This is a genomic window from Streptomyces sp. NPDC058375 (assembly GCF_042723425.1).
In the GTDB taxonomy this organism is placed as follows: domain Bacteria; phylum Actinomycetota; class Actinomycetes; order Streptomycetales; family Streptomycetaceae; genus Streptomyces; species Streptomyces durocortorensis.
Map to the genome: position 1 here is coordinate 1 of NZ_JBHXJG010000023.1, position 15,191 is coordinate 15,191.

The 15,191-nt window shown below is 72.8% G+C and carries 19 protein-coding genes; 9 read left to right on the forward strand and 10 right to left on the reverse strand.

The features are described 5' to 3' along the window. Positions 1-47: 47 nt before the first annotated feature. Positions 48-290, reverse strand: a complete 243-nt coding sequence (locus ACFWM7_RS06305; protein WP_383255710.1) for a DUF6411 family protein — start codon at positions 288-290, stop codon at positions 48-50. Positions 291-553: 263 nt separating this feature from the next. Between ACFWM7_RS06305 and ACFWM7_RS06310 the strand changes: the two genes are divergently transcribed. Beyond that, entirely contained in the window at positions 554-1,072 is a 519-nt protein-coding gene (locus ACFWM7_RS06310) for a hypothetical protein (protein ID WP_383255713.1), read from the forward strand. Positions 1,073-1,378: 306 nt separating this feature from the next. Beyond that, positions 1,379-1,552 (forward strand): CsbD family protein, encoded by a 174-nt coding sequence (locus tag ACFWM7_RS06315; protein WP_383255717.1) that lies wholly within the window; start codon positions 1,379-1,381, stop codon positions 1,550-1,552. Between the two features lie 127 nt (positions 1,553-1,679). Here ACFWM7_RS06315 and pip read toward each other — a convergent pair whose 3' ends face one another. Further along, on the reverse strand, positions 1,680-2,657 hold the full coding sequence (gene pip, locus ACFWM7_RS06320) for a prolyl aminopeptidase (protein ID WP_383255719.1): 978 nt from the start codon (positions 2,655-2,657) through the stop codon (positions 1,680-1,682). Positions 2,658-2,717: 60 nt separating this feature from the next. On the opposite strand from pip, the gene ACFWM7_RS06325 reads away from it, so the two are divergent. Continuing rightward, on the forward strand, positions 2,718-3,203 hold the full coding sequence (locus tag ACFWM7_RS06325; protein WP_383255721.1) for a cupin domain-containing protein: 486 nt from the start codon (positions 2,718-2,720) through the stop codon (positions 3,201-3,203). Between the two features lie 69 nt (positions 3,204-3,272). Here ACFWM7_RS06325 and ACFWM7_RS06330 read toward each other — a convergent pair whose 3' ends face one another. Together ACFWM7_RS06330 and ACFWM7_RS06335 are read right to left on the reverse strand one after the other, a co-directional pair. Further along, a complete protein-coding gene (locus ACFWM7_RS06330) occupies positions 3,273-5,315 on the reverse strand; it encodes a serine/threonine-protein kinase (protein WP_383255723.1) in 2,043 nt (680 codons plus the stop codon). Positions 5,316-5,360: 45 nt separating this feature from the next. Next, positions 5,361-6,197 carry an SDR family oxidoreductase gene (locus ACFWM7_RS06335; protein WP_383255725.1) on the reverse strand — a complete coding sequence of 279 codons (837 nt, stop codon included), beginning with the start codon at positions 6,195-6,197 and terminating at the stop codon, positions 5,361-5,363. A 204-nt stretch (positions 6,198-6,401) separates the two neighbouring features. Between ACFWM7_RS06335 and ACFWM7_RS06340 the strand changes: the two genes are divergently transcribed. Both ACFWM7_RS06340 and ACFWM7_RS06345 read left to right on the forward strand, forming a co-directional pair. Beyond that, entirely contained in the window at positions 6,402-7,163 is a 762-nt protein-coding gene (locus ACFWM7_RS06340) for an SDR family oxidoreductase (protein WP_383255727.1), read from the forward strand. 36 nt (positions 7,164-7,199) lie between these two features. Next, a complete protein-coding gene (locus ACFWM7_RS06345) occupies positions 7,200-8,102 on the forward strand; it encodes a LysR substrate-binding domain-containing protein (protein ID WP_383255730.1) in 903 nt (300 codons plus the stop codon). 55 nt (positions 8,103-8,157) lie between these two features. On the opposite strand, the gene ACFWM7_RS06350 is transcribed toward ACFWM7_RS06345, so the two are convergent. After that, the gene (locus tag ACFWM7_RS06350) at positions 8,158-8,775 is read right to left on the reverse strand and encodes a TetR/AcrR family transcriptional regulator (protein WP_383255733.1); all 618 of its coding nucleotides are present in this window, start codon (positions 8,773-8,775) and stop codon (positions 8,158-8,160) included. A 36-nt stretch (positions 8,776-8,811) separates the two neighbouring features. Between ACFWM7_RS06350 and ACFWM7_RS06355 the strand changes: the two genes are divergently transcribed. Further along, positions 8,812-9,612 (forward strand): alpha/beta fold hydrolase, encoded by an 801-nt coding sequence (locus ACFWM7_RS06355; RefSeq protein ID WP_383255734.1) that lies wholly within the window; start codon positions 8,812-8,814, stop codon positions 9,610-9,612. A gap of 103 nt (positions 9,613-9,715) precedes the next feature. Further along, positions 9,716-10,045, forward strand: coding sequence for a nuclear transport factor 2 family protein (locus ACFWM7_RS06360; protein WP_383255738.1), 330 nt, complete (start codon positions 9,716-9,718; stop codon positions 10,043-10,045). A gap of 19 nt (positions 10,046-10,064) precedes the next feature. On the opposite strand, the gene ACFWM7_RS06365 is transcribed toward ACFWM7_RS06360, so the two are convergent. The 3 genes from ACFWM7_RS06365 to ACFWM7_RS06375 all read right to left on the reverse strand — a co-directional run bounded on the left by ACFWM7_RS06365 (position 10,065) and on the right by ACFWM7_RS06375 (position 13,255). Next, positions 10,065-11,519 (reverse strand): helix-turn-helix domain-containing protein, encoded by a 1,455-nt coding sequence (locus ACFWM7_RS06365; protein ID WP_383255740.1) that lies wholly within the window; start codon positions 11,517-11,519, stop codon positions 10,065-10,067. An 85-nt stretch (positions 11,520-11,604) separates the two neighbouring features. Then, positions 11,605-12,411 (reverse strand): SAM-dependent methyltransferase, encoded by an 807-nt coding sequence (locus tag ACFWM7_RS06370; RefSeq protein WP_383255742.1) that lies wholly within the window; start codon positions 12,409-12,411, stop codon positions 11,605-11,607. Continuing rightward, positions 12,386-13,255 carry a helix-turn-helix domain-containing protein gene (locus tag ACFWM7_RS06375; protein WP_383255847.1) on the reverse strand — a complete coding sequence of 290 codons (870 nt, stop codon included), beginning with the start codon at positions 13,253-13,255 and terminating at the stop codon, positions 12,386-12,388. The genes ACFWM7_RS06370 and ACFWM7_RS06375 overlap by 26 nt, the downstream gene beginning before the upstream one ends. A 253-nt stretch (positions 13,256-13,508) precedes the next feature. Here ACFWM7_RS06375 and ACFWM7_RS06380 point away from each other — a divergent pair, with 253 nt between their 5' ends. Both ACFWM7_RS06380 and ACFWM7_RS06385 read left to right on the forward strand, forming a co-directional pair. Further along, positions 13,509-13,943, forward strand: coding sequence for a hypothetical protein (locus ACFWM7_RS06380; protein ID WP_383255744.1), 435 nt, complete (start codon positions 13,509-13,511; stop codon positions 13,941-13,943). Between the two features lie 66 nt (positions 13,944-14,009). Further along, entirely contained in the window at positions 14,010-14,267 is a 258-nt protein-coding gene (locus ACFWM7_RS06385; RefSeq protein ID WP_383255746.1) for a hypothetical protein, read from the forward strand. Between the two features lie 55 nt (positions 14,268-14,322). Here the strand turns inward: ACFWM7_RS06385 and ACFWM7_RS06390 are convergent, their stop codons facing one another. After that, on the reverse strand, positions 14,323-14,562 hold the full coding sequence (locus tag ACFWM7_RS06390) for a DUF397 domain-containing protein (RefSeq protein WP_383255748.1): 240 nt from the start codon (positions 14,560-14,562) through the stop codon (positions 14,323-14,325). Next, the gene (locus ACFWM7_RS06395; protein WP_383255851.1) at positions 14,559-15,041 is read right to left on the reverse strand and encodes a DUF5753 domain-containing protein; all 483 of its coding nucleotides are present in this window, start codon (positions 15,039-15,041) and stop codon (positions 14,559-14,561) included. Before ACFWM7_RS06395 ends, ACFWM7_RS06390 begins: the two co-directional genes overlap by 4 nt. Positions 15,042-15,191 lie beyond the last annotated feature (150 nt).

A 15,191-nucleotide genomic window follows, 5' to 3' on the forward strand; every position in this document is an offset into this window, starting at 1 on the left:
GGAGGCCCCCTTGCGGGTGGCCGGTCGGCCTCGTTCGGCAGCGCTGGTCAGAACGGCATGTGGCCGCGGGTGCGGCGGCCGGCCGAGCCGCTCCGGCCGACGGCCTTGGAGCTGCTGCGGAACGGCTTGCTGAAGAGGCGGCCCAGGATGCCGGGCGCCTTGCCGCCCGCGCGGGAGCCCAGACCGAGCGTGCGCTGCGTACCGCGCTCCGGACGGCGGGAGAGCCGCGGAACGAAGAAGGCGAGTACGGCGAGAACGACACAGACTGCGATAATTCCTACGAGGATCATGGCAACTCCTTTTCACAGTGCTGTTTCGCGGGAGGTCTCTGCGCCGTGTGCCCCGCCGACGGCCATCGAACCCGGTGCCCCGGCACGGACCGCCTCCGGGCGGCGGGGGCCGCGCTCTGCCACGCGAGGGCGGAAAACGGCCTGCCGAGCAGATACCCGGGCAGGAGCGACTGGGCCGCCGGGGAAGCCGGGCTTCTCCCCCGGGCCGACCAGCGCCGAGGCCGCACCGACGGTCCGGCGGAAGCCGACGAAAGGACGCACCGATGTCTCCGGTGACCGAACAGTGGGGCGAAGTTCTCCGTACCCATCTGGCCCTGGGCGAGGAGAGATCGCCCGTACGGGCTGCGGCGGCGTTCTCCGCCGAGGCGGGGTTCTTCGCCGTCGCGGGCCGTGGCGACGAGGACGGGTGGCCGTACTTCCGGTCGATGGCGCGTGTCGCCGGGGCGGGGGCGGCGGCCGGTGACACTGGCCCGGAGCGCGGGGAGCCGGACGACGTCGAGGCCCTGGGCACGGTCTGTGAGGAGGTCGTCCATTCCCGGGGCCTGGGGATCGCGGGCATGCCCTGGCGGCGCGAGAACCGGGAGCTGGTCTCCGACCCCGTCACCGGACGCGACCTGGAGCTCGCGCTGCTGCGGGAAGGCGACCGCTTCATGTGGGTCGTCCGGACGGAACAGGGCGTCTGGGTGTTCGTGCTGGTCGACGGGGACAGCGAGGCGCACCTCTCCGAGGCCCGGTCGCTGACGCTGGAATTCGACTCCTTCCTGGTCGGCCAGGGATACTGATCCCGCGCGCTACGCCGTCTGCCGTACGTCTCCGGCCCCTGGGTGCTCGTCCGCCAGGTCGGGTTCGAGGCCTTCCGGCCCGTCCGCGCGGCGCCGGCCCGCCCCGCTCCGCCAGGCCCGAAGGCCCAGCCGGTCGGGACGACGACCGCGCCTCCCAGCAGCCACCCGCCGGTCACGCCGCTGAACCGGTGGACGCCGAGCCCCGGCGGTCGCCGCGGGCGGGTGACCGGACGACATGTTTGAAGCGGACTGCGGGGGCCAGACGATGGAAGACCGCAACGCCGAGCCCAGCGAGAGGTGAGTGACATGGCCGCCGACGAGAAGAGCCGGGCCAAGACCGAGCAGGCCAAGGGCAAGATGAAGGAAGTCGCCGGGCGCACCGTCGGCAACGAGCGCCTCACGGCCGAAGGGCGGGCGGAGCAGACCAAGGGCGATGCCCGCCAGGCCAAGGAGAAGATCAAGGACACCTTGACCGACTGACGCCCTCACCGTGCGATGACACCGGGCCCCGCGGAGTCCCTCCTCCGGCGGGGCCGTGTCACGCCGGCCCGGCTCCGTTCCCGGCACTTTCCCCGGTCTTCGTGCCGGGCGTGGGCGGAGCCGTCCGTCAGCCCCTCCCCGCGAAGCGATCCAGCGCCCCCAGCACCGCCCGCCGGGTCTCCGTGCCGCCCATGTGGCCCGCGTTGTCGATGACCGTCAGTTCCGCGTCCGGCCAGGCGCGGTTCAGCTCCCAGGCGGTGATCAGGGGGCCGGCAAGGTCGAAGCGGCCGTGGATCAGGGCGGCCGGGATGCCGGTCAGGCGGTGGGCGCGGGCCAGGAGTTGGCCCTCCTCCAGCCAGGCTCCGTGGGCGAAGTAGTGGGAGCAGATCCGGACGAGCGCCAGCTGCTCGCGGCCCGGGCGGCTGCCGTACGGGGGCGGGCCCGGGACCGCCTCCATCGACAGGACCGCGTCCTCCCAGGCGCACCAGTCCGCCGTCGCCTTCTCCCGTACGGCGGCGTCCTCGCTCTCCGTCCGGCGGGCGTACGCCGCGACCAGTCCTGCCGGGTCGCTCGTCTCGGGGACGCCCGCGCGGAAGGCGTCCCAGGCCTCGGGGAAGAGCTGTCCCGCGCCCCGGTAGAGCCAGTCGATCTCGCTGCGGCGGGTCGTCGTCACCGCGGGGATCACCGCCTCCGTGACCCGCTCCGGGTACTCCTCGGCGTACGCCAGGATCAGGGTCGAGCCCCACGAGCCCCCGTACAGCAGCCACGTGTCGATGTGCAGGTGGTCCCGCAGGCGTTCCATGTCGGCGATCAGGTGGGCGGTCGTGTTGTGCCGCATGTCCGTCGCCGGGTCGCTCGCGTGCGGTGTCGAGCGGCCGCAGCCCCGCTGGTCGAAGAGGACCACCCGGTAGCGGTCCGGGTCGAAGTACCGGCGGGAGCGGGGGTTGCAGCCCGAGCCGGGGCCGCCGTGCACGACCAGGGCCGGCTTCCCGTCCGGGTTGCCGCACACCTCCCAGTACACGAGGTTGCCGTCCCCGACGTCCAGCATGCCGCTCTCGTACGGTTCGATCGGCGGGTACAGCGTGTCGTCCGGTGTCCGGTCCATCCCAGGATCTCCCTCGTGAGTCGGCCGGACAGCCTACGGCAGCGGCGTAGCCTGGACGCCGTGAACGCTGCTCCCCGGGTCCTCGCCGTCATCGACGATCTGCTGGCCGCCGCCGCTCCCGACGAGCGCGGTGCGCTGTGGCATCTGGCCCAGCCGGGGCGGGAGTTGGACGCCAATCTGGTGCGGCTGCCGCCCGGCGCGGAGGTCGGTGAGCACCAGGAGGACGTGCTCGACGTGCTCCTCGTCGCGCTGGAGGGCCGGGGGAGCGTCCGTACCGGGGGCCGAGACCTGGCCCTCGGGCCCGGCACCGTCCTCTGGCTGCCCCGCACGTCCCGGCGCGCGCTCGCCGCCGGGCCCGACGGGCTCACCTACCTCACCGTCCACCGCCGCCGCCCCGGCCTCGCGATCAAGCCGCCGAGCGGGGCGTACGAGGGGGGCGAGGGGCCCTGCATGCTGGACCGGGTCTGCCCGGAGTGCGGGCGGCTGTCGCAGGACCCCGCGCCGGTGTTCTGCAGCCGGTGCGGGGAGCGGTTCCCCGAGCGGTGAGCCGGGCGGGGGCGGCTGCGACCGGGGCGGGGGCCGTGAGTCCGGGCGGGGAGCGGCGGCGGCCGGGCCTCAGTACCCCTCGCACTCCGTGAGGTCCGGGCGTCCCGGCGGGTTCTTGTCGCCCACCAGGCCCGACAGGTTCTCCTTGTACATGTCCTCCCAGACCCGGCTGGCCAGGATCGTCCGCAGCGCCGAGCACACCTCGCCCTTCAGGACCGGCGTCCCCGGCCGCATCGCCACCCCGTAGCCCTCCGCGCCCTGGATGTTCTCCAGCCGCCGCACCTTGCCCGGGTTGGCCTCGACGTACCCGGCGAGAATGATGTCGTCCGAGGCCACCGCGTACACATCGGACTTGGGGTCCAGCAGCTTGTCCAGGCAGTCCTGGTAGGTGTTGGGCTGCGACGCCGCCATGGTGAAGCCCTGCTCCGGCAGCGCCTTCTCGTACGTCGACTCCCGCGCCGTGCACACCTCGACGCCCAGGTCCCGCAGATCGCTGGAGTCGTTGATCGTGTACGTGGCCGACTTCTCGCGGACCAGGAAGCCGCGGCTCGCCTCGTAGTACGGGCCGGCGAAGTCGACGCTGTAGCCGCCGGGCGAGGCGGTCTTGCGGTCGTCGGTGATGCTGTACGAGGCGATGACCAGGTCCACCTGCTTGGTCTTCAGCGCGGTGGACCGGTAGTCCGTGGCGACTGTGGTGAAGGCGACCTCGCCCTTGGCGTAGCCCATGCTCTCGGCGATCGCGTACGCCAGGTCGATGTCGTAACCCTTGTACGTGCGCGTCTTCCGGTCGAACTTGCTCAGCCCGGGCTGGTCGTCCTTGACGCCGATCTCCAGGGTGGGGTGCGTGTCCTTCCACCGCTCCCGCGCGCCTCTGCCGTCCGGGCCCTCGCCCCCTCCCCGCGCCGAGCCCGTACGGTCGTCGGTCTCGCCGCCCTGGCCGCCGCCCTGTGAGACCAGCCAGCCCGCGCCGGCCAGCAGCGCCACGCACACCACGGCCGCCGCTGCCTTCCAGCCCCGGTGCCGGGCGCGTGGTCCGCTCGCCGGTGGAGGGGCGGTCGGGGGAACGGCGGGCGGCGGGGGCGGAACGGCCGCACCCAGCGCGGGTGTTGCGGGGTCCGGGGTCGGCACGGCCGTCGGCGGGTGGGGCGCCGGTGCGGCCCCGCCGCCGTGCGGTACGGCGGGGTCCTCCAGCACCTCGCGGAGCATCGCCTCCGCCGCGGCCGCGTCCAGGCGCTCCCGGGGGTCGGCGATCAACAGCCCCTGGACGACCGGGGCGAGGGGCCCGGCGTACCGGAGGACGGGGTCGGGGGACTGCCGGATGTTCTCCTGGACCTCCCAGACCTCGTGCCCGGCGAAGGGCACGCGGCCCTCGACCATCTCGTACAGCGTGACGCCGAGCGCCCACAGGTCGGAGGCGGGGGTGGGGCCCGGGGAGGCGGGGGCGAAGAGTTCGGGGGCCAGGTAGGAGGGGGTGCCGATGACGCTTCCGGTCCGGGTCACCCGGTCCGCGCCCTCGAAGGTGGCGATGCCGAAGTCCACCAGGATCGCGATGCCGTCGTTGCGGACGAGGACATTGCCGGGCTTCACGTCGCGGTGGACGACCGATGCCGCGTGGACCGCCCGCAGACCCTGGAGGACCTGGAGGCCGATGGTCGCGGCCCTCGGCACGGCGAGGACCCCTTCGGCGCTCAACAGGTCCGCGACGGAACGCGCTTCGAGCAGCTTCATCACGATCCAGACCTGGTGGTCGGTCTCGACCTGGTCGTGGACCGTCACCACGTTCTGGTGCTCGATCTTGGCGATGGCCTCCGCCTCGCGCCGGGCGCGCTGCATCGCCGCCGTCTGCGTGCCGGCGGTCATGGCGTTCCGGTCGAGCAGGCCCTTCACGGCGACGAATCGGTTCAGCCGCAGGTCGTGGGCCTTCCAGACCTCGCCCATCCCGCCGCTGCCGATCCGCTCCAGCAGTTCGTAGCGGCCGTCGATGACGGTCCGGGGTGCGCCGCCCACCCGGCGGTCGTCGGGACGCCCGGCCTGCCCGCCGTCCGCCCGGCGGTCGTCGGGACGCCCGGGCTGCCCGTCGTCCGCTCTGCCGACCCTGTCTTCGTTGTGCATACGACCCCCTGTGCACTACATGGACCAGGTCAGATTAGACATCTTCTAGGCAGCCGCGCCGCCGTTGCTCTTGAGCAACTGGCCGTTGACCCACTGGCCTTCGGAGGAGCACAGGAAGTCCACCAGGTGCGCGGTGTCCTGCGGGGTGCCGATCCGGCCGAGCGGGGTGCCCTGGGCCAGGGCCTCGCGCAGGTCGTCGGTCATCCAGCCGGTGTCCACCGGGCCGGGGTTGACGACGTTCGCCGTCACCCCGAGGTGGGCCAGCTCGTGCGCGGCGGCCAGCGTGATGCGGTCCAGGGCGCCCTTGCTCGCGCCGTACGGGAGGTTGCCCACGGTGTGGTCGCTGGTGAGCGCGACGATCCGGCCGGTGGCGGTTTTGGGTGTGGTGACGGACGTGCTGCCGGCGGCGGTTCCGGATGCGGTGCGGAAGCGGAGTCCGTACTCGCGGATCAGCAGCCAGCTGGCCCGGGAGTTCACCGCGAAGTGCCGGTCGAACGCCTCCACGGTGGTGTCCAGCAGCCCCGAGTCCACCGACTCCGCGTGCGAGAGGACGAGCGCGGTCACCGGCCCGCCGAGGCGCTGTTCCGCCTCGTCGAAGATGCGCGTCGGGGCGTCGGGGTCGGACAGGTCCGCCTCGATCGCCGCCGTACGGGCCCCGGCCTCCGCCAGCTCCTCCGCGATGGACGCGGCGGCCCCCGGCTCGGCGCCCCACTCCATGCGGCGGTCGTACGGCGTCCAGTAGGTGAAGGCGACGTCCCAGCCGGAGGCCGCCAGCCGGCGCGCGATGCCCGCGCCGATGCCGATGCTGCGGCCGACGCCGGTGATCAGGGCGACGGGGCGGGCCGGGCGCAAGGCGGGCGAAGGCTGTTCGGTGATCGTCACGCGGTGATCCTTCGTGACCCGTACGCGTACGTCAATGACCTTTCCGGACACGGCGGCAACCCCGGGCTGACCTGCGGTGACTCAACTTCCTGGTGGGCCGACGCGATCTTTGTGTTTCCCCTCGGTGATCCGCGCTCCTAGCGTGGACCACGGAAACCGCAACGAACGGTACATAAGCGGTATGTATCGGAGAGAGGATCCGTCATGAGTGAGCAGCAGCAGTCGCTGAAGGGGAAGACCGCCGTCGTCGCCGGAGGCGCCAAGAACCTCGGGGGCCTGATCAGTCGCTCGCTCGGCGAGGCCGGCGCGAACGTCGTCGTCCACTACCACGGCGAGAACACCGCCGCCGATGCCGAGAAGACGGCGGAAGCCGTACGGGGCACGGGCGCGCAGGCCGTCGTCGTCCGCGAGGACCTGACCCGCGTCGAGGGGGTGCGGAGCCTCTTCGACCAGGCGCTGGACGCCTTCGGCGGGGTGGACGTCGCCGTGAACACCACCGGGATGGTGCTGCGGAAGCCGATCGGCGAGACGACCGAGGAGGAGTACGACCGCATGTTCGCGATCAACTCCAAGGCGGCGTACTTCTTCCTCCAGGAGGCGGGGGCCCGCCTCAACGACGGTGGCCGGATCGTCAGCCTGGTGACGTCCCTGCTCGCCGCGTTCACGGACGGGTACTCCACCTACGCGGGCGCGAAGGCCCCGCTGGAGCACTTCACCCGCGCGGCGGCCAAGGAGTTCGCGCCGCGCGGCATCGCGGTGAACAATGTGGCCCCGGGGCCGATGGACACGCCGTTCTTCTACCCGCAGGAGACGCCGGAGCGGGTGGAGTTCCACAAGTCCCAGGCGATGGGCGGCCGGTTGACGGAGATCGAGGACATCGCGCCGCTGGTGAAGTTCCTCGTCACCGAGGGCGGCTGGATCACCGGTCAGACCATCTTCGCCAACGGCGGTTACACGGTCCGCTGATCCTTTCCTTTTCGGACGTACGGGAGGACGGTCCGCGTGACCCTGGACCTGCACAAGCTGGAACACCTCGTCGCCGTGGCGGAGGAGGGCGGGTTCACCCGGGCGGCCGAACGGCTGCACCTGAGCCAGCAGGCGCTGAGCACCTCCATCCGCACCCTGGAGCGGTACGTCGGCGTCCAGCTGCTGGACCGGGGCCACCAGCACGTCACCCCGACCCCGGCCGGGCAGGCCCTCATCGACGACGCCCGTGCCCTCGGCGCCCAAGCGCTCGCCGCCCTGGACCGGGCCCGCCGCATCGGGCGCGGCCAGGCCGGGCATCTGCGGATCGGCCACACCCCGGCGGTCACGGCCGAGGAGGTCGTGGAGCTGCTGACCCGGGCGGGCACGGAAGAGCAGGGCATCCAGGCGCACGTCCGCCAGCTCTTCCCCGACGAGCTGCGCGAGCAACTCCTCACGGGCGCCTGCGACCTGGGCCTGAGCCGGGCCATGCCCGCCGACACCGGTCTGACCCGGGCCCGGATCGCCGAACACCGCCTGCGGGTCGCCGTCCCCGCCGGTCACCCGCTCGCCGCCAGGACCGCGGTGGCCCTGGCCGATCTGCGCGGCGAGCCGCTCACGGTGTGGGGCGAGCCGGGCTCGTCCGCGTACACGGACCTCCTGATCGGCCTGTGCCGTCAGGCGGGCGTGGAGCCGGACACCCGGCGCAACCCGGTCCAGGGCACCCCGCCGGTCACCGCCGTCACCGCGACCGGCCGCCTCGCCTTCGTCACGACGCCCCCGGGGCCGGCGGCGGGCGGCGCGGCTCACGTCGTGGACCTGGACCCGCAGGTGCACGTCCCGGTCCACGCGCTGTGGCCCGCGCACACGACGTGCCCGGGGCGGGACCTGTTCCTCGAACGGACCGCGGGGGAGCGGGGAAGCGGCTCTCCCGCGGAGTGACGAGACCGGGGGTGCGCACCTTGGCGGCCGCCCCCCCCGTGCCCTGTCGCGACCGTCACCGGGACGGCCCGGCCGCCCCGCAGATCACTGTGTGGCCGAGCCGGGCCGTGGCGAGCAGGTCCTCGCGGTCCGCACCGAGATTGGCCCGGGCCGACAGCCCGTGCCAGATCGACTGGATGAGCCCGGTCAGAGCCGAGGCGTCCGTGTCCCCGGGCAACTCGCCTTTCTCGACGGCGCGTTCGACGCGCGCCCGGAGGACGCGCTCGTTGTGGCCCTGGAGTTCGGCGAAGTAGGCGCTGGTGTCGAGGGTGCTGGTGCTGTCGGCCATGGCGGCGCTGCTGAGCAGACAGCCGGGGTGTTCGTCGTCCGGCCGGGTGAACTCGTGGACGGAGTCGATCAGGACGCGCTCGACGACGGTCCGGAACTCCGTCGCTTCGACGGCCTGTTGGTAGATCTCGCGGTAGCGCTCGGCGTAGGTCCGGACGGCCTCCTCGAACAGCTCGGCCTTGCTGCCGAAGGCTCCGTAGAGGCTGGAGGTGGAAAGGCCGAGCCGTGCGGTCAGATCACGGGTCGAGGTGCCCGAGTACCCGCGACGCCAGAAGAGGCGGGCGGCGTCGAGGAGCGCGCGGTCGCGGTCGAAGGCTCGTGGGCGTCCACGTTTCGGCTGAGGCACCCTTGCATTATAGAGCGATCGCACCATAATGAATTTATGGAGCAATCGATTCAGAAGAAGTTCCCGGTCGGCGACGGCAGCTGGATCACGGTCGACGTGTACGGCGATCCGGACGCCCCGGGCCTCGTCGTCGTCCCGGGCGCGATGAGCGACGCCCTCGGATGGCGCGCCGTCGCGACCGCCGTGGACGCGTGGCCGTCGGTGGCGGTCGTCAACCGCCGCGGCCGTGCGCCCTCGGGCCCGATGACCGCCGCCTACTCCCTGCGCACCGAGGTGGCGGACCTCGGGGTGGTCCTCGACGGGCTCGGCGGCGCCCGGACCCTCTTCGGCTGGAGTTACGGCGGCCTCATCGCCCTGCTGGCCGCGGACGAACGGCCGCTGCGCCAGGTGATCGCGTACGAGCCGGTGATAAGGCCGTTCGGCCTCGACGTGCTCCCGGACCTCAAGGCGGCCGACGAGGCGGCGGACCGGGACACGGCCGTGGAGATCGTGCACCGGCGGATCGCCGGTCTCGACAAGCCGGTCGTCGACGCTCTGCGCGCCGACCGCGAGGCGTGGGAGGCCCTGCGTGGCCTGGCCGCTCCCCTTTATGCCGAGCTGGCCGCGCTGTACGGGGAGCCCGCGCCGGACGCCCTCGCCCGGCGGGCGGACCGCGTCGACCTGATCGTCGGCGGGGCCAGCCGGGGTACGGCTCCCTACGGAACATCCTTCGAGGACGTCGCGCGGCGCGTCCCCGCCGCCGAGGTGCACGAGCTGCCCGGCCAGGGGCACATGGCCCACCTCCAGGGTCCGGCGGAGCTGGCCCGGCTGCTTGAGGGGCTGGCCGCCGCACGGTGAGCGCGGCGGGGACGCGCCCGACATGCGGGGGCGGGCCCGCGGACAGAGACTCGGTGGGAAATCTCCGGGACGTCCGTTCCCGGACGCACCGAGGAGGAACACCATGACCGCATCGATCAGCGACCCGGTGGTGGAGAAGTTCATCGCCACGGTGAACGCGGGCGACAAGGACGCCTTCTTCGCCGATGTCCTCACCGAGGACGCCACCATGTCCGACGACGGCAGCGAACGGGACCTGGCGGCCTGGACGGAGAAGGAGATCTTCTCCCCGAAGGCCAACGGACGTATGAAGGTCGTGGACGCCTCCGACGACGGCCGGTTCCTCGTCGTCGACTACACGAACGACACCTGGGGCACGATGCGGACCCGCTGGGTCTTCACGGTCACCGGCGACCGCGTCAGCCGCTTCGAGACGGGCCAGGCACCGTCCTAGCCCTGCTGTCCGGCTCCGGTCACAGGCGGCGGTAGGTGCGGCCGCCGCGCCGGGGGAGGGCCGCCGGGTCGTCGGGACCGGTCCGGGTGGCCTTCAGCGCGAGGTGGACCTCGGCGCGCACGGTGGCGTCGGCGAGGTTCTGCGCGAGGTGTTCGGCGCACTGGGTGAGCCAGTTGGCCAGGGTGGTGCGGTGGACGTGCAGCTCGGCCGCGGCGGGGGCGGTTCTGGCGTGGTGCCGCAGCCAGCAGGTCAGCGCGATCCGCAGATGCGGCTCCAGACCGCCGACCAGGCCGTGGGCCCAGGCCCGTACCGCCTCGGTGTCCAGCAGGCCGGCGGGCAACGCCTCCAGCCGGGCGGGGTCGCCGTCCCCGTGCTCGCTCTTGTCGGGGTCGGCGGGGGCGGGCGCGCGGAGGGCGAGCAGCAGGTGCGCCCGTACGGTGGCGTCCTCCAGGTCGGCGCGGAGCAGCCGGGAGAGTTCGCGTATCCGGGCCCGGACCGTGCCGGCGGACAGGCCGAGCGCCGCGGCGGCCCGGGGCTTGCTGCCGGTGCGGAGCCAGACGAGGAGCAGGTGCTGCTGGGCCGTGCTCAGCGGGTGCAGCACGGCTCCGGCCCAGCGGGCGTACGGGCCGGTGGGCAGCAGGGGGGCGAGCCGGGAGGCGCCGACGGCGTCGGCGGGGACGATACGGCGGTCGGGGGTGGCGCTGTGCCGGGCGGCGGCGGCGTCGCTGTGGGCGGTGGGCATCTCGGCCAGGGGCAGCGGTCCGGCCATGCCCGCGAGCAGGTGGTGCCGCTCGCTGACCCGGGAGACCAGGCGCAGGATCCGCCCGTCGTCACCGCCGTGGTGGAGCTCGGCGACGACGAGTTCGCCGTCCAGCCGGCCCAGCAGGGTGCAGGCCTCCGCGTGCGGGGCGAGCGAGGGGCGCACGGCCCGCCAGAGCACCTGGTGGGCCGTGGGGACGTCGGCGCCGGTCAGCCGGTAGACCGTGACATGCGTGTGCCCGCTCCCGCCCAGGGTGTCGGCGACGGCGGTGATGTGGCCGGCCAGCAGCAGCCGGACGAGCGTGGTGTGCAGCCGCATCTGCTCGCCCCGCAGCTCCGCCGCCCGCTGACCGCGCACCTCCAGGAGGGCGGCGGTGGTCGTGGCGACGTGGGAGGCGTGCTCCGAGGGCGCGGCGGGCCCGGGAGCCAGGACGAGGACGGCCCCGGCCGCCGGGCGCTGGACGCAGTACGGGTGTTCCTGCGGGGCGGCGGCCGCGTGCACCCCCTCGGCGGCCGCGGCGGCGGGGGTGCTGTAGACGGCGCCGGCGATCGGGTCGGCCAGCACCGCCCACCCCTGGACCAGCAACGCGGCCTCGGCGATCAGATGCGCCCCGGACCGGGTGGCCGCCCGCAGCAGCCGGTCCGCCGCCTCCTGCCCGTACCGGGCGCCGTCCGGGCAGGCGGCCTCGCGGCCGGTCGTGCCTGTGGTGCTCATGGGCGAGCCTCTGCGGGCCGAGCGCGCCGCGCACGGGGAAACCCCGTACGCGGCACGGCAGTTGCGAACATGGTCCGGACACCCCCTAGGGGATGCGGGCGACCGCGCCCCACCCGGCCCGGGCCGTGGTGGTGCCGGTGTTCGCGTCGGGCCGCCAGTTCGGCCAGGACACCATCCCCGGATCCACCATCTCCAGCCCGTCGAAGAACGCGATGGTGGTCTCCGGCTCCCGGAAGATGTACGGGATCGCGCCGCTCGCGTTGTACTCGTCCTGCACGGCCCGGTGGGCCTCGTCGGAGGCGGTGGAGTGGCTGAGCGAGAGGTAGCTGCCGGAGGGCAGGCGCTCCACCAGCCGCCGGACCAGGGACAGCGCGTCGTCCCAGTCCACGATGTGCCCGAGGACGTCACTGATGACGAGCGCGACCGGCTGCGTCAGGTCCAGGGTCTTGGCGGCCCCGGTGAGGACGGTCTCGGTGTCGCGCATGTCCGCCTCGACGTAGGCGGTCGCACCCTCGGGCGCGCTGGTCAGCAGCGCGTGGACGTGCAGCAGCACCAGGGGGTCGTGGTCGACGTAGACGATCCGGGACTCCGGGGCTATCCGCTGGGCGACCTCGTGGGTGTTGTTCGCGGTCGGCAGCCCCGCACCGACGTCGAGGAACTGCCGGATCCCGGCGTCCCGGGCGAGATAGGTGACGGTACGGCGGAGGAAGTCCCGGGACTCCTTCGCGAACGTCTCGATCAGCGGGTACTTCTCCCGGTAGGCGTCGCCCGCCGCCCGGTCCGCCGGGAAGTTGTCCTTGCCGCCGAGCCAGTAGTTCCAGACACGTGCGGAGTGCGCGACGCTCGTGTCGATCTGCGCGGGCAGTTCAGGCCCATTTCCGGTCGTACTCATCCTGTAGTACCTCTCTGGTTCGGGCCGGCCGTACCGCCATCACGCACGACACGTCCAGCATTCCCTGATACGTCTGCACGGGGTGCGGGCTGTCCCACACCTCCGCCGTGCCGGGCAGCCCGCCTTCCCGCACCACATGGTCCGCGATCTCCCGGATCTCCACCCGGTACAGGCTCAGCGCCGGGACGCCGGTGAGCGGGTGCGGCGGGGCGTACTCGGGATGCAGCTGCATCGTCACATCCCCGCGCTCAGCGGTCTGTTGGAGCATCCTGACCTGCTCCCGCATCACCTCGTCACTGCCCACGCGGCAGCGCAGCGCGGTGACGGGCAGGACGGCCCAGAGTCTGGTCTGCTGCTCCTGGAGCCGTTTCTGGCGCTCCACCAGGAAATCGGCCCGCCGCTGCCGCGCGGCGGCGTCCCGGTCGGGGAACATGACCTCGTCCACGGCCATCGCGTACGCCGGGGTCCGCAACAGCAGCGGAACCAGCGCCGGATGCCAGGTGCGGACGACGCTCGCCGCGGACTCCACGCTCATGAGGTCCATCAGCCAGGGGGCCATCGCATCCCGCCACGGATGCCACCAGCCCGGCATGTTGGCCGCGTTGAGCCGCCCCATGATGTCGTCGGTCTCCACCGCGCCCGCCCCGTAGAGGTCGAGCAGGGCCGACACCTGCCCCACGTCGAGCGAGGTCTGCGCCTGTTCCAGCCGTCGCAGCGTCGAGGGATGCCACCCCAACTGCGAGGCCGCCTGCGGTACGGAGAGTCCGGCGCCCTCCCGCAGGTGCCGCAGGCGGGCCACCAGGACCAGGTGCCGTGCCGTACGGCCCGACCGCTCGCGCGCCACGGCTTTCCCCTCCCCGCTCCGGCTCGATCTGACCGACATTCCGCGCAGTCTGCGCCAAGTGCACACAGCGCACCTTGCGACGCCCGCACGCCGCTCCCAAGGTAAGCATGTCCGACTCCATCACACGCCAACTCGGTGAGACCGGGCCGATCTTGCCCCCTGCCCCCGCCGCCTCGGCCACCGCCCCGGCCCTCACGTGTACTGCCGTCCCGTGCACCGTCGTTCCGGCGGCCCGTTCTCTGGAGCCCACCGCATGAACCACCCGACCGGCCTGACCGACCCGACTCCGCTGAACCGCCTGGCCGACGTGACCCCCCTAACCCACCCCAAGCTCCGGTCCGTCGTCGTGGCCCCGCGGCCCACCCAGGCCCGCCCGCTCGACCTGCGCGTCCGCGCCCAGCGCATCCAGATCGACGAACTCGTCGTCGACGACCCCCGCCAGGTGCTCGCCCACGCCCGGCAGGCCGCCCTCGACGACCCCGACACGGCCGAGCAGCTCGGCTACAGCCCCACCGCCCCCCTGCCGCTCCCGGCCGCGGCCGCGCTGCTGTGCGCGCTCTACGAGACCGACGCCCTCACCGCCATGGGCCTGCGCCTCACCCGCCACACCACCCGCGTCTCCGCCTCGAACCAGCAGACGGAGCCGGTCTCTCTGGTGCGGTCCACGGCTCCGGACCCGGAGAGCTGATCTCCCCGGAGGACAGGCCCGTTACGCCGCTCGACCCCGGCCGGCCCCGGCGTGGACGGTGCCGGAATGGACGGTGCCGTGCGGCACGTCATGCCGACGCGAACACCAGGTGGCTCCAGCGGACGCCGCCCCGGCCGTGAAGACACGAACGCCTCGGCCGATCTCTCGTACGTCATGCGGCGCATGGCCGAGCACGCCCGAGCGGGCGACACCACGCGCAAGGCCGAGGACTCGGCCCTGGCCGCCGAACGGGAACGAGCCCTCTACGCGGCCATCAAGGAGTTCCGCCTGTCGGCCCGCGCCGCCATCGGCCAGACGGTCTGACGGCACGGTCGGCCGGGGCCCGCATCGAACACCCTTCGCGGGCCCCGGCCGGGTGCTACGACGCGGCGAACTCCACGAACGACGTCCAGGTGCCGGGGGAGACGGCGAGCGCGGGGACGGTGAGGTCCTTGGAGTCGCGGATGTGGACGGTGTGGGGGCAGGTGGCTACCTCTACGCAGTCGCCGCCCTGGGGGCCGCTGTACGTGGACTTGGACCAGGTGAGCGCTACCTCTACGCAGTTGCCGCCCTCGCTGCCGCTGTAGCTGGACTTGAACCAGTGGAGGTCGGTGCTCATAGTTCCTCTGCCATCTTCTCGATCGTTTCCAGCGTCCTCTCCGGAGTGTATGCCTGGGCCCGGGTGACGCCATACTGGCCGAACAGGTTGCCCAGCTCCGGATGTTCGGTGAGGAAGAAGCTGCCGCCCTGCCCCTCGATATAGGCGAGCTGCTGGCGCTTGTCGGTCTCCAGCAGGACGAAGGGGCCGTCCAGCGCGGCATGGTCCTCGCGGTACGGGTCCATCAGCTGGATGCGTACATGCCGGAGCCGTGCCACCTCGGCGAGGTGGTGGAGCTGGGCCTTCATCACGCGACGGCCGCCGATCGGCCGGGTCAGCACGATCATCTCCAGGACGAAACTGATGTCGCGCAGCGGCCTGCGGGACAACAGCTTCTGCCGTTCGAGGCGAGCGGCCACCTTCGCCTCGATCTCATCGTCGTCATAGGTGGGGTAGTGGCTCGCAAAGACGGCCCGGGCGTACGCCTCCGTCTGGAGCAGACCAGCCGCCGCTCATCGAACTCGATCCACCAGACTTCGCCACGTTGCACATGTCCTCCTGACACGGGAGGTGGTGGGCGCGGGTCACAGCGTAGATCCTGCCCGTTGGCAGGAGGCGTTCGAGGGCCTGATTCCACGGCACCGCGCACG

Bases quoted from the DNA above. Each gene is read 5' to 3' on its own strand.
- ACFWM7_RS06305 (WP_383255710.1), bottom strand. From the start codon at position 290: ATGATCCTCGTAGGAATTATCGCAGTCTGTGTCGTTCTCGCCGTACTC.
- ACFWM7_RS06310 (WP_383255713.1), top strand. From the start codon at position 554: ATGTCTCCGGTGACCGAACAGTGGGGCGAAGTTCTCCGTACCCATCTG.
- ACFWM7_RS06315 (WP_383255717.1), top strand. From the start codon at position 1,379: ATGGCCGCCGACGAGAAGAGCCGGGCCAAGACCGAGCAGGCCAAGGGC.
- pip (WP_383255719.1), bottom strand. From the start codon at position 2,657: ATGGACCGGACACCGGACGACACGCTGTACCCGCCGATCGAACCGTAC.
- ACFWM7_RS06330 (WP_383255723.1), bottom strand. From the start codon at position 5,315: ATGCACAACGAAGACAGGGTCGGCAGAGCGGACGACGGGCAGCCCGGG.
- ACFWM7_RS06340 (WP_383255727.1), top strand. From the start codon at position 6,402: ATGAGTGAGCAGCAGCAGTCGCTGAAGGGGAAGACCGCCGTCGTCGCC.
- ACFWM7_RS06355 (WP_383255734.1), top strand. From the start codon at position 8,812: ATGGAGCAATCGATTCAGAAGAAGTTCCCGGTCGGCGACGGCAGCTGG.
- ACFWM7_RS06360 (WP_383255738.1), top strand. From the start codon at position 9,716: ATGACCGCATCGATCAGCGACCCGGTGGTGGAGAAGTTCATCGCCACG.
- ACFWM7_RS06365 (WP_383255740.1), bottom strand. From the start codon at position 11,519: ATGAGCACCACAGGCACGACCGGCCGCGAGGCCGCCTGCCCGGACGGC.
- ACFWM7_RS06370 (WP_383255742.1), bottom strand. From the start codon at position 12,411: ATGAGTACGACCGGAAATGGGCCTGAACTGCCCGCGCAGATCGACACG.
- ACFWM7_RS06380 (WP_383255744.1), top strand. From the start codon at position 13,509: ATGAACCACCCGACCGGCCTGACCGACCCGACTCCGCTGAACCGCCTG.
- ACFWM7_RS06385 (WP_383255746.1), top strand. From the start codon at position 14,010: ATGGACGGTGCCGTGCGGCACGTCATGCCGACGCGAACACCAGGTGGC.
- ACFWM7_RS06390 (WP_383255748.1), bottom strand. From the start codon at position 14,562: ATGAGCACCGACCTCCACTGGTTCAAGTCCAGCTACAGCGGCAGCGAG.